The sequence below is a fragment of the Undibacterium parvum genome (assembly GCF_003955735.1).
In the GTDB taxonomy this organism is placed as follows: Bacteria; Pseudomonadota; Gammaproteobacteria; order Burkholderiales; family Burkholderiaceae_D; genus Undibacterium; species Undibacterium parvum.
The window spans coordinates 903,258-915,623 of record NZ_CP034464.1; the positions used below are offsets into that span (position 1 = coordinate 903,258).

Below are 12,366 nucleotides of genomic sequence, written 5' to 3' on the forward strand. Positions count from 1 at the left end.
GAACTCACTTAACCGGCCAATATGCAATCATTGTGACTTAACGCCGTAAAACGCCGAATACGAATACTATTGAGCGGTCAATGATTATCAATGATCAACTCAATACCAAACTATTTTCAATTTGCGTCAAATACTCAACCCACAACGTTAAAGCGTCGCGTCTTTCTTCGAAATAGGTATGGACGTCATATATGCCCTCCACCCCTGCTAATTTATGATTCAGGCACATTTCCGTAATATCGCGCGGCACACCTAATCTACGCATATGGCTCTTTGCAGTTGACCTGAGGTCATGTGGAGTAAAGCGCCGCACAGCAGGATTATGCTCCGTGTACCAAAACTCAATAGCAGCGCCTATCGTATTTGGATTGATTGGGGCATCACCTCCAAATTTAACTTTCCTACTCTGCGCTCTCGACGGCAAAATAAATACAGAATCAAAACCTAATAATTTCAACTCTTGCAGCCACCCAATAACAGGTAAAGTAAGTGGGATTTGAATCCCAGGACCAGTCTTGCTCGTCGGCACACTCCACACCTGATTTTCAAAATCGAACTGATCCCATTTTGCATTTCTAAGTTCATCTGAGCGAACTGCCGTTGCAAGCAGCAATCTTACTGCCAATGCATTCTCACGTCGCATGTCAGCAGCGAAAAGTATCCTCAATTCTAGCTCGGAAAGCATTAACCTTTTTCTGATTACTGGACGCTTTCCCAAAACAGCATTTAATTCAATTCCGATACATGGATTAGTTGGAATTATTTTCTTCCCAGCAGCATGACGAAATAACATCTTAGTTGAGGATAAAAGCATACTCGACTCCGTCCAAGTCGCACCTACATCCTCAATCATCGCAACAATATCCACCGGAGTGATTTTTGATACAAGGTAAGAACCAATTTTTGATTCAACTCGTATCAGGCTTCGACCATAGCTCCGTTGCGTACTACTTCCCAGTCCAACTAGTATTTTTTTCCGATAATCATCAATTAATTCACGGACAGACCAATCTTGCAGAATTAATGCTTTAACTTTTCGCTTATCAGAAGCAGGATCGCCGCCACGATCTATCTCAGCTCGCTGCTCTCGCGCCCGTTTTCGCGCCTCGGAAAGACCAATGTCAGGGTAATTGCCAATCGTCAACTCTCTGGCACGTCCTCCATGTCGATAACGAAGAATCCAAGTTGCAGTTCCTGATTTAGAAAGCGTAAAGGTTAGCCCATCACCATCTGTTCTGGCGAGTGGCAATGGAAGCTGTATAACTGTGTTAGTTTTTGGATCTTTGGCAGTTGGCACTTCGTCGTTTTCAACTGCCCGCATCCAGTGCTTTAATTGAAGGGACTCCAGTATTTCTTTTGTTCGAGCACTCATTGATGTCCTATTTTTCGTATCAAAATTTGTAGCTAGCTACACACTAAGCTACAAAGTACTATGGCGATAGCATGATACATCAATAGACAACAATGAACAAATTATCATTTTAAATCAATGACTTAAAATAAATTAAAGACAGCAGTGGACGGCAGTAGAGTATGAGAAAAATAATACGACATTATTCTGATGTAAGCCTGAAAAGTATCTATCGCTAAGAACCGGCTTCACTAGCAAGGAAGCCGGTTTTTTTATTTGTAATTCAGAAATCAAAACCAAGCACTATATTCCACCTTACCTGTACAGTAGCCGGAGGCAAATAGGCTTACGGTGCCAGCTTACGGTAATGATGCGCCAGCAGCTTTACCAAGGCAGCTGACGCCACCCGAGACGCGGCGCCATCGGCTCGACTAGTCAGCGCTATTGGCACCCTTGCCCCCAGTACTACGCCGCAACTCGATGCACCGGCCAGATAATCGAGTTGCTTGGCGAGCATATTGCCCGATTCCAGATCGGGGACCATCAAGATATCTGCATGACCGGCAACTGGAGAATCGATACCCTTGATACGCGCCGCCTCAACAGAAATTGCGTTATCAAAAGCCAGCGGACCGTCGACAATAGCCCCGGTAATCTGCTTGCGTTGTACCATCTTGCACAAGGCCGCAGCGTCGATCGTCGAGGCAATTTGCGGGGTAATGGTTTCTACCGCCGATAAAATTGCCACCTTAGGTTCATTGATATTAAGGACATGCGCCAGATCGATCACATTTTGCAAAATATCGGCCTTTTCCAATAAATTCGGTGTGATGTTTAACGCCGCATCGGTCAATAGCAAAACCTTGTGATACATCGGCACGTCCAGATGAAACACATGGGATAGCCTGCGTTTGGTGCGCAAAGCGGCGCAATTTACGACAGCGCGCATCAGCTCGTCAGTGTGTAGACTGCCCTTCATGAGCGCCTCGACCCGACCATCCGCCGCCATGGCAACTGCCATATCGGCTGCCGCGTGGCTATGTGCGACATCGACCTGCTCAAAACCGCTGATATCGAGCTGCGCCTCCTGCGCTAGGGCATTCAACTTGGCCAGTGGTGCCACCAGCACAGGAATAATCAAGCCTTGTTTGGCGGCATCTAATGCACCTCGCAGTGAGTCAGCATCACAGGGGTGGACAACAGCGCAGCGTACCGCATCCAATCCGCGCACACTGGCGAGTAAGGCGGCCTGACGCGCCCCTAGATCAAACATAGTCATGGTGGGCAAATGGCTGCGCAAGCGGCTAACGTGTTCGGTCGGAGCAATCACAAGTGCAGTACCGAAAATAACCTGATCGCCACGCTGATTGACGATCTGGCAATCTAGCGTGACTCGCTTTTTTGCATCATCCTTGGCTGTAACGGTCGCTGAAATTGTCAGGGCATCGCCGATACGCACCGGTTTAACAAAATGTAGATTTTGCTCCAGATATATAGTCCCCGGTCCAGGCAATTGGGTTCCCAGTATTGTGGAGATCAAGGCCCCACCCCACATACCATGGGCAATCACACCATGAAACAGGGTATGGCTAGCGTATTCGCTATCCAAATGCGCAGGATTAACATCGCCACTCACTGTGGCAAAAGCCTGAATATCGGTTTGTGTCAGAGTACGACTTTGGGTCGCCGTCTGACCTATAAAAATATCGTCATAGACGACATTCACGATCAAGTCCTGTGACTCGGTAGTGACTGTTTCATCAGATTTTTTCACTTCGTTCATGGGGCAACTCCTTCACCATTGTTTGCGTCGCTGGCTAAATCAAATTCATAGCAAGCAATTGAAATACGATAGTCCGTAGTTCCCTGCTTAATTTGCATGTATCTCCGACCTTGCTGCGCTCACTGATATTTCATTTATCCAAACTGTTTTTTAAATCGCATTATCGTAAGACTACTCACCACGAGTGCGATCACCAAAATACCCAACATCATCGGCCATAGTACCGCCACGCCCGCCCCCTTCATCAGAATGCCATAACTGGCGTTGATGTAATAGTACAGAGGTGAGACATACATGCCCCAGCGCATCACGGTTGGCATGGCTTCGGGTGGGGTCCAGGCGCCGGACAAAAACATCATCGGTGCCAGGATCAGGATTACCATCATGCCAGCCTGCGCCATATTGCGGGTCATGGTCGCAATCAGTATACCTATGCCAGCGAGCGTGCAGGTGTACAGGGTGGTAAGCGCAAAGAACAGTAACAGGCTGCCCTGTATCGGAATCGCAAACAGCGGCACTAGAATACCAAACAGACCCAGTGCCGTCCCACCTAAAATCACCGCCACCATCGCAATGATCTTAGGCATCATGATCTGTAAGGGCGACAGCGGTGACACCAGCAATTGCTCTATGGTGCCGCGCTCTTTTTCCCTGACCATGGCAGCGGCCGGCAGCAACATCGCAAACAGCGTGATCACATTGAGCAACTCCGAGATACCCATGAACCAGGCATCGTTCTGATTCGGGTTAAACCACACGCGTGACTGATTATTGATAATGGGAGCATCGATAGACCCGGCACCACCCAGATTGAGGCCGAGTCGTGTGGCGGCCTGTTCCAGCCCGAATCTGGCAACGATCTGGGTCGCATCCACCGAAGTTAAAAAACCCTGGACGGAATTGGAAGCGTCAATCTGCAACTGCACGGCCGTGCCCTCACCACGTGCCAAGGCTGCACCGAAGCCAGGCGGAATATCGAGTACCGCCATGGCTTTGCCATCATCGAGTAATATCTGCCCTTGCGTAGCGTGTTGTATCGCGCCGGCCCAATGAAATTCGGGCGGCATGAAACGGCCCGCCAACTCACGCGAGGCGGCACTTCTATCCATGTCCAGCAACACCAGCGCCGCATTATTGAGCTGAAACGAAACCCCCGATGCAGCATTGTAAATATCAGCGGAAAACGCATACATGACGAACACCAGCAATATCGGATCGCGCAGCAACTGCAACAACTCTTTCCAGATCATAGCCTGCAGGCGGCTCCACCAAATCCGGTCAACGATAAATCCCATATGGTCCTTTCCTAGCCTCAAGCAAATTCAAGCAGATTCAAGCAGATTCAATTTTTGGGACGTTTATGAAACGCCAGAAAGCCCGCAGTAAACAAGCCTGTGGCATACAGCGCCAGTATCAGCAGGTCCAGCCATAGCGAAGCAAAGCCCACACCTTTGAGGAAACTACCCATGGCGATCTCCGCGTAATACATACCGGGTAACAGATGGGCTATCACGCTAGCGACGGCAGACAAGGACGGAATCGGAATGATCATGCCCGAATAAAGCACCGCCGGCACCACCGTGACAATCGCGGTTCCCACCATCGCCGCCACCTGGGTGTTGACCATCACCGACACCAGCAAACCTATGCCTGTGGTGCACACCACATACAGGATGGTCGACAACAGAAAGAATAGCGGGTCGCCCTTGAAAGGCGCACCAAACAGCAGCAGCGCAAATGCGGTCAGGGCGCAGGCGTTCACTACCGAAATTGCGACATATGGTAGCAGCTTGCCGATCAGGTATTCACCGCGTGACAAGGTCGACGAATACACGTTATAGATCGCACCGGATTCTTTTTCGCGCACCACTCCCAGCGCGGTCAGAAACGGCGGTGACAGCATCAGGATCACCATGATCAGCTTAGGCGCAATCGACCAGATACTCTTCACTTCCTGGTTATACAGGTAGCGGGTTTCGATCCGTACTGGTTGTAAGGCGGAGCGTATGCTATCGCGGCTAGCTCCCGTCAATGCAGAAAAATGCGCGGATAAGGCATCCAGGTTGATCGCCGCATTGATCGCCGTGACATAGCCTTTGGCGGTCAATGCGCGGAAAGGAAAAGTACCATCGATCCAGGTTTGCACCGAGGTAGCACGCCCGGCCCGCAACTCTTCGCCGAAACGCGGCGGGATGATGATCACCGCACGCAGGCTATTGTCGATCACCAGCTTTTCTACTTCCTGTTCACGTTGCGCGTAACCCTGAAATGAGAAATAACGCGAGTCGGTAAATTTGTGGGCGTAGTCACGCGACATTACGGACTGATCGTAGTCGACAATGGCCAAAGGAATATTTTCCACGTCCAGCGACAAGCCATAGCCGAACAGCAGCATCAGCAAAGAAGGCACGACAAACGCCAGGGCGAAAAATAAGCGGTCACGGACGATCTCGCGCCACTCCTTGTAGGCTACTACCCGAATCCGTCGTAGGTTCATGCTTGCTCTCCTCTGGCCTTGGCATCCGCCGCTTCCAGCTTGGTGACGATATGAACGAACACGTCTTCCATCGACAGCCGTTTGGGCAAAATTTTCTGTATTTCCAAATCCTGTAAAGCGGCATGAACCCGCGGCAACTCTTGCTCAGGGTCGGGCAGCAATACATGGACCCGTGCGCCGAACAAGGCGGCTGAGCCAAAGCCCGCGCCCTGCAGTCTCTCGACCACCTGCGGCGCCTGCGCGGCCTGCACCACATGCAACTCGTACAAATTGCCCGCCTCCTGCGCTACATTGAGTTTGAGCTGATCGGGCGAAGCGTCGGCCACCACGCGACCGGCATACATCAAGGCAATATGATCGCAATGCTCGGCCTCCGACATGTAATGGGTCGTCACTAAGATAGTCACATTTTCCTCGCGCGACAAACGAAACAAGACTTCCCAGAAAGCGCGCCGCCCCAGAGGATCAACCCCGGACGTCGGCTCATCAAGAAACAATACCTGGGGTCTGTGTATCAGGGCGCAACCCAGCGCCAGCCGCTGTCGCAAGCCCATAGGTAAACTCGCCGCCAGCGCCTTCCCGAAAGGACGCAAGCCTGCCATGTCGAGTATCCAGTCGATACGCTCTGCGGTTTGCTTGCGCGTCAGGCCATAAATACCGGCATACAAACGGATGTTTTCCAGCACCGTCAAATCGAGATAAAGCGAAAATGCCTGCGACATATAACCGATACGTTCGCGTATCTGACGCCCGGCGGTACGCATATCGGCACCGGCGACCCGGCCCTTGCCATCGGTCTGACTGAGGATGCCGGTCAGCATTTTAATCACGGTACTCTTGCCAGCGCCATTGGCACCGAGCAGGCCAAAAATTTCACCCTGCGGCACGCTAAAGCTGACCTGATCGACTGCCTTAAACTCGCCAAAAGTGCGACTCAGATTTTCCGCCTCAATCGCCGGGCCGTTATCGGCATGACGGTGCAAGGCGCTGTCATTACTCGCCGCTGACGTATTTTCAGGGTGAGCGCCGTCACTCGCACCGTTACTCAACTTACGTTGCCGTAACAAGGCGATGAACACATCTTCCAGCTCCGGCTCCAGCACTTCGGTCGCGCTTAGTGCCAGACCCTGCAGGCATTGCTGTACATGCGCCGTCGCCTCGACACTATCGGCAGCATCGACGAAAATTCTCAGCTCTTGCCCCAGCACCTCCATCTGCGGAAACTGCGCTGACAAACGCCTTACCGCCTCCACCTGCTGTGCCGTGTCCTGACATACAGTGCTCACTATGCAGCCACTGGCCATAGTCTTGATCTGCTCAGGATCACCCGAGGCAAGTATCTTACCGGCATGCATCAGAGATACTCTATGAAAGCGACTGGCCTCGTCCATATAGGCAGTAGAGACCAGCGCGGTGATGCCTTTTTCCTTGAGCAGGCGCGCCAATATGCTCCAGAATTCCCGCCGCGAGACCGGATCGACACCGGTAGTGGGTTCATCGAGTATCACCAATTTTGGCTCGTGGATCAGGGTGCAAACCAGCCCGAGTTTTTGTTTCATGCCGCCCGACAGATTTTTCATCGGGCGATCACGAAAACGCTCCAGCCTGGTACTGCGCAACAAGGCTTCTTTACGGCTACTCAGCTGTTCGTCCGTTAGCAAGCGCAAGCCGCCGAAGTAATCGATATTTTCTTCTACCGACAAATCACCATACAGATTTTGCCCCAAGCCTTGCGGCATCAGACCTATCCTGTCCTTGACCTGTTCGCAGGCGCGCTCGGAATCGAGCAGGCAGCCAAACACCCTTAAATCGCCGGCGTCGTGCGCCAACACCCCGGCCACCGATTTAAGCAAACTGCTTTTACCGGCACCATCGGGGCCGATCAGGCCGTAAATTTCACCAGGATGCACTTGCAGGTCGATACCATCCATCGCCAGGCTAGCGCCATAGCGTTTAAATAAGGACTTTGCCTCAACCACCAAGCCGGGCGCGCCCCCTTGGCTGACTACCGGCATATCAGAAAACACGCTCATTTCCAGCTAGGCTTTTGCCAGGCTGCATCGTCCTTCCAGCGTATCACCGCATCGGCCGGTAAACCCGGTGTCAACTTGTGTTCCGGATTTTTATCTATCGCCAGTTTCACGGCATAGACGAGCTTGACCCTTTCGTCCGTAGTCTGCACTTCCTTAGGCGTAAATTCGGCGCGCGAGGCAATGAAACTGACCTTGGCGCTATAAAACTGATCCGGTTGCGCATCGATATAAATGCGTACCGGCAAGCCCAGGCGCAACTGGCCAATTTTCGATTCAGGCACATACACTTTCAGGTGCAGGGCATCGAGATCGACCATATCAAGAATCGCGCTACCAGGCATGACGACCTCACCTGGCTCGCGCAAACGCGCCAGCACCACACCGGTAGCGGGCGCCTTGATTACCAGGTCGCCCAGGATCGCATTGGCCTCCGCTACGGCGGCAAGCGCACGTTCTCGCTGCGCCTGCAAGGCACCGATTTCCTGTTGTTTGGCTTTGACTTTATCTCCGCCAAGACCGGCCTGCAAAGCGCCTTGCTGCGCCCGGCTAACGCTTTCTTGCGCCGCTTTCAGATCGGCTTGCGCCACTTGCCAGGCCAGATCAGCCTGTTCGTAACGATGACGCTCTATCACCCCACGCTCAAATAAATCCTTATGTCTTTGCGCATCGCGGCGTGCCTGCAACTCTACTGCATTGGCCTTGCCTGACATGGCCAGGGCCTGACTCACCGCCGCCTGCGCGCCATTGATTGCCATCGGCACTTCTTTTTGTGTGACATCAAGTGCCGCCTGCGCGCCGCGCAATTGCGCTTCACTGCCGTTCAGGGCCTGCCTGGCCTGCTCCACTCTAGACTGGAAAGTCGTATCTTCCAGCTGCGCCACCACGGCACCGGCGCTAACAGTCTCACCTTCCTTGGCCATGATCTTGACTACCCGCCCTGGATATTTGGCGGCAGCCACGATACGCTCGCCCTCTATGCGTCCGCTGGCAGCAATCAAACCTTCAGGCAATTTCTTGCTCTGCGCCAGATAATAAAAAAACCCGCCCACGATGACGACCAAGGCCACAGCCAACAGGCCAGGACCTATCAATTTACGTTTGTCTTGTTTGTTTGTTTGCATTATATTTCTCGAAAAATATTATAGTTGGCCGCTGGCGTACTGCAGCTGCAAGCGTGCCAACTCTCTATCGTAAATGGCATTGTCACGATTCGAATAAGCTTGCAGGCGGCGTGTTTCGGCATCAAGCACATCGCTGTTGGGTGCCAGGCCGGAGCGATAACGCTCACGTGCCAGTAGCAAGGTTTCATCAGCTTGCTCGCTGGCCTTGCCGACCAGCGCCATACGCGCATTGGACTCCTGTTGCGACAACCATGACTGCCGCACTTGTAAGGCAATGCGTTCGCGGGTGTCTTCCTGAACTTCTTGTATCGCCTGCGCGGTGGCGCTTAATTGCGCCGCCTGATTGCGAAGCAGGCCACCGTCAAACAATTCCCACTTCATCACAAGAGCTACCCACCAGCCCTTGTCTTGCGCCAGATAACGGTTTTCCAGCTTGCTCCAACCGGCACTGACGCCAATTTGCGGCAAGTGTCCGGCTGCCACACTAGCGGCCTGTTTTTTATACGCCAGGCTTTGCAGATCAAGTTCCTGCAACTCTTTGCGCCGGGCATTGGCGGAGCTGAGTAAATAAGTCAGATCGTTATTCACATCGCGATTCAGCTCACTACCGGCCGCTGCCTGACTCCGCGTACCGATATCGAAAATATCGACCACGCCATCTTGCGGCCGGCCTAGCCAGCGGTTATAGGCGGCACGCGCCATTGCCAGCGCATTACCAGCCTGCAGACCGAGTTGTTCAGCATTGGCCAGCGCCACCTGTGACGCCAGCAAATCGTGGCGAGCGACATAGCCCTGCTCGAACAAGGCTAGGACGTCACTGACATGTTTACCAACCGCGGCGATGTGACTATTGGCCACGGTGACAGCATGCTCGGCCCTTAACACAGAGATATAGGCATGCGCCAGCGCCAGCTTTAGTTCGCTCTTACTGAGCTGACTACGCGCCTGCACCGCCTCGGCTTGCGCCTGCGCCGCCCCGACCCCCGAAGATATTTTCCCTCCGGTATATAACGGTGCAGAAACAGAAACGCCGCCGAAGTAAGCGCTATCTTGGGCAAAGGGTAGCGCCACCCCTTTCAGGAAAGGTAAAGCCGGTATATTCACCTTGGCGGCTGGTTCAGATTCAGTTCTTAAATAACCGGCTTCCAGTGCCAGTTTCGGCAGATAATTAGCTTGCGCCGCGGCTACTTGATGGGCCGCCACGTTTTCTTTTTGCTGTGCTGCAGCGAGCGTATGATCGCGTTGTAAGGCAATCCCCCATGCTTGTTCCAGGGTCTCGGCGGCCACGGAAAATTGCGGCCAGCAGAAGAGATTGACGCAGATCAAACTCACTGCATTTTTCCTGATTTTGTCCACTACGCGAGTACTTTTCATACCAAGTAAAGCCATATACCAACGCCGATTACACAACAACAGATGAGTGAAAAAATGGCGCGTGTGAGAGTAAGCATAAGAGTAAAAACAGGAGTAAAAATAAGCATCAGAGTAAGCAAAGGGTGGTTTCATCATGGTCTGACAAGAATTGATTAGCCTGAGTGTATTGCTGCTATCGCACAATTGAATTGATCCGGATCAATTGCCTGGTCTGACTTGTTTGCCACAATGAAGAAACCGCAAAGAGGAAACGCAGATGAAGAGCATAAACATGACGCCAAGCAGCAAAGTCGCCGCAGTACCTACACTGCATACAGTGCCAGCGCATCACATCTGCTACCTGAGCGGCGATGAGGCCGAGCCTAACCCTTTGGATATGTTGCTACACAATCAAATCGCCAAACTCACCGCGGGGGTATCACCGACTAGTGTGACGCTGGCGTTTGTCGATTGGGCCATGCACTTGGCAGCCTCACCGGGTAAACAATTAGAATTACTCGCCTTACTGCAAAAACCCAGCACGCTCAGTCTGCCTGTCAGCGCGCCTGTCAATCCAGCTTCCGGCAGCGAGGCAGACTCACGCTTCGCCCATCCTGGCTGGAGCAATTGGCCCTACAACGCCATGAGCGGCGGCTTTTTAAAAGCCCAGCAATTTTGGCAGGCAGCGACTACTGGCGTGCGCGGCATGTCGGCCCATCATGAATACGTGGTGAACTTCATTTCGCGACAAATGCTCGATATGCTGTCGCCCTCCAATCTGCCTTACCTGAATCCGGAAGTGCTGCAAACCACCGTAGAAACGGGTGGTAAGAATCTCTTATCCGGCGCTTCCCATTGGCTGCAAGATCAGGGTCTAGAACTGAGCGCAACAGAAGACGCCAGCGGCCATGCCGGCAGCAAGAAATTGGCTTATCAAGTTGGCCGCGATGTTGCCATCACTCCTGGCAAAGTGGTATTTCGCAATCATCTGATCGAACTCATACAGTATTCACCGCAAACCAATCAGGTGTACGCAGAACCGATACTGATCGTGCCATCCTGGATTATGAAGTATTACATCCTCGATCTGTCGCCACATAATTCCATGGTGCGTTTTCTGGTTGCGCAAGGCCATACCGTGTTCATGATTTCCTGGAAAAATCCGGGCAAAGAAGCACGTGACCTTGGCATGCAGGATTACCTCAATAGCGGCCTGTTCGCCGCGCTAGCTGAAGTTGCCGCGATCACCCATAAAGCTGTACACACGGTTGGTTATTGCCTGGGTGGTACGTTGCTAGCGATGGGCGCAGCGGCACTCGCGAAAGAAACCAGCCCAGCACAAAAACTTAGCCATACCAACATCAAAAGCCTCAGCTTACTGGCCGCCCAAACCGATTTTAGTGAGCCAGGTGAACTCGGTCTGTTTATCGACGAAAGCCAGCTAGCCATGTTAGACGCCCAGATGTGGGAAAAAGGCTATCTGGACGGCGACCAGATGACTGGCTCGTTTCAAATTCTTAATTCCCGCGATTTGATCTGGTCTAAGATCATGCGCGAATATCAATTGGGCAGCCGCACTGCAGCGAATGATCTGATGTCGTGGAACGCTGACACCACCCGTATGCCATATCGCATGCACAGCGAATATCTCAAACATCTGTTCTTGCATAACGACCTGGCCGAGGGCCGCTACGAAGTCGATGGCCAGGCGATTGCGCTCAACGATCTGCATCAGCCTATGTTTGTAGTGGGTACGGCGCGTGACCATGTGTCGCCATGGCGCTCTGTCTATAAAATTAATCTGCTCAGCGATGCGCCTATAGAGTTTGTGCTCGCCTCCGGTGGCCATAATGCCGGCATCGTTTCAGAACCGGGGCATGCGCGCCGCAGTTATCAATATCTACCGGCAGGGGCGCGCAGCAAAAATTACAGCGCACCAGAGGCATGGCTACAGGCGGCCACGACAGAAGCTGGCTCATGGTGGACGCACTGGCAACACTGGTTGGCACAACATTCTGCAACCAAGCAAATCAAAGCGCGTTATCCGCAAGAGCATCCAGAATTAGGCATAGCACCAGGCAATTATGTGCTGGAGCCTTGAGTAGCAGCGGTTTTTGCATCGCCTCGAAATAAAAAATCGACTAGCCCAGCACGCATATTCCATGCGGGTTCCAGCCTATCACTGCTGCGAGCCCCATGGTATATGCGTGCTCAGCTAGGCGTAGCTA

The 12,366-nt window shown here is 52.5% G+C and carries 8 protein-coding genes; 1 reads left to right on the plus strand and 7 read right to left on the minus strand.

The window, feature by feature from the left end; genetic code table 11:
* Nucleotides 1–94: 94 nt before the first annotated feature.
* The 7 genes from EJN92_RS03905 to EJN92_RS03935 form a co-directional block, all read right to left on the minus strand.
* Nucleotides 95–1,372: a tyrosine-type recombinase/integrase gene (locus EJN92_RS03905; protein WP_126126611.1), complete on the minus strand. Its 1,278-nt coding sequence runs from the start codon at nt 1,370–1,372 to the stop codon at nt 95–97.
* Between the two features lie 325 nt (nt 1,373–1,697).
* Nucleotides 1,698–3,134, minus strand: coding sequence for a bifunctional enoyl-CoA hydratase/phosphate acetyltransferase (locus tag EJN92_RS03910; protein ID WP_126126612.1), 1,437 nt, complete (start codon nt 3,132–3,134; stop codon nt 1,698–1,700).
* A 134-nt stretch (nt 3,135–3,268) separates the two neighbouring features.
* Nucleotides 3,269–4,429 carry an ABC transporter permease gene (locus EJN92_RS03915; protein WP_126126613.1) on the minus strand — a complete coding sequence of 387 codons (1,161 nt, stop codon included), beginning with the start codon at nt 4,427–4,429 and terminating at the stop codon, nt 3,269–3,271.
* A gap of 47 nt (nt 4,430–4,476) precedes the next feature.
* Complete coding sequence (locus EJN92_RS03920) at nt 4,477–5,631, minus strand: ABC transporter permease (protein WP_126126614.1); 1,155 nt, start codon at nt 5,629–5,631, stop codon at nt 4,477–4,479.
* A complete protein-coding gene (locus EJN92_RS03925) occupies nt 5,628–7,664 on the minus strand; it encodes an ATP-binding cassette domain-containing protein (protein WP_227869701.1) in 2,037 nt (678 codons plus the stop codon). Before EJN92_RS03925 ends, EJN92_RS03920 begins: the two co-directional genes overlap by 4 nt.
* Nucleotides 7,661–8,785 carry an HlyD family secretion protein gene (locus tag EJN92_RS03930; RefSeq protein ID WP_126126615.1) on the minus strand — a complete coding sequence of 375 codons (1,125 nt, stop codon included), beginning with the start codon at nt 8,783–8,785 and terminating at the stop codon, nt 7,661–7,663. The genes EJN92_RS03925 and EJN92_RS03930 overlap by 4 nt, the downstream gene beginning before the upstream one ends.
* 18 nt (nt 8,786–8,803) lie before the next feature.
* The gene (locus EJN92_RS03935) at nt 8,804–10,159 is read right to left on the minus strand and encodes a TolC family protein (RefSeq protein ID WP_170174864.1); all 1,356 of its coding nucleotides are present in this window, start codon (nt 10,157–10,159) and stop codon (nt 8,804–8,806) included.
* A 256-nt stretch (nt 10,160–10,415) separates the two neighbouring features.
* Between EJN92_RS03935 and EJN92_RS03940 the strand changes: the two genes are divergently transcribed.
* Nucleotides 10,416–12,239, plus strand: coding sequence for a PHA/PHB synthase family protein (locus EJN92_RS03940; RefSeq protein ID WP_227869702.1), 1,824 nt, complete (start codon nt 10,416–10,418; stop codon nt 12,237–12,239).
* Nucleotides 12,240–12,366 lie beyond the last annotated feature (127 nt).

What these genes read in the sequence shown, in the direction of transcription:
- EJN92_RS03930 (WP_126126615.1), bottom strand. Translation starts at nt 8,785, where the DNA reads ATGCAAACAAACAAACAAGACAAACGTAAATTGATAGGTCCTGGCCTG.
- EJN92_RS03920 (WP_126126614.1), bottom strand. Translation starts at nt 5,631, where the DNA reads ATGAACCTACGACGGATTCGGGTAGTAGCCTACAAGGAGTGGCGCGAG.
- EJN92_RS03940 (WP_227869702.1), top strand. Translation starts at nt 10,416, where the DNA reads ATGAAGAGCATAAACATGACGCCAAGCAGCAAAGTCGCCGCAGTACCT.
- EJN92_RS03915 (WP_126126613.1), bottom strand. Translation starts at nt 4,429, where the DNA reads ATGGGATTTATCGTTGACCGGATTTGGTGGAGCCGCCTGCAGGCTATG.
- EJN92_RS03925 (WP_227869701.1), bottom strand. Translation starts at nt 7,664, where the DNA reads ATGAGCGTGTTTTCTGATATGCCGGTAGTCAGCCAAGGGGGCGCGCCC.
- EJN92_RS03935 (WP_170174864.1), bottom strand. Translation starts at nt 10,159, where the DNA reads ATGAAAAGTACTCGCGTAGTGGACAAAATCAGGAAAAATGCAGTGAGT.
- EJN92_RS03910 (WP_126126612.1), bottom strand. Translation starts at nt 3,134, where the DNA reads ATGAACGAAGTGAAAAAATCTGATGAAACAGTCACTACCGAGTCACAG.
- EJN92_RS03905 (WP_126126611.1), bottom strand. Translation starts at nt 1,372, where the DNA reads ATGAGTGCTCGAACAAAAGAAATACTGGAGTCCCTTCAATTAAAGCAC.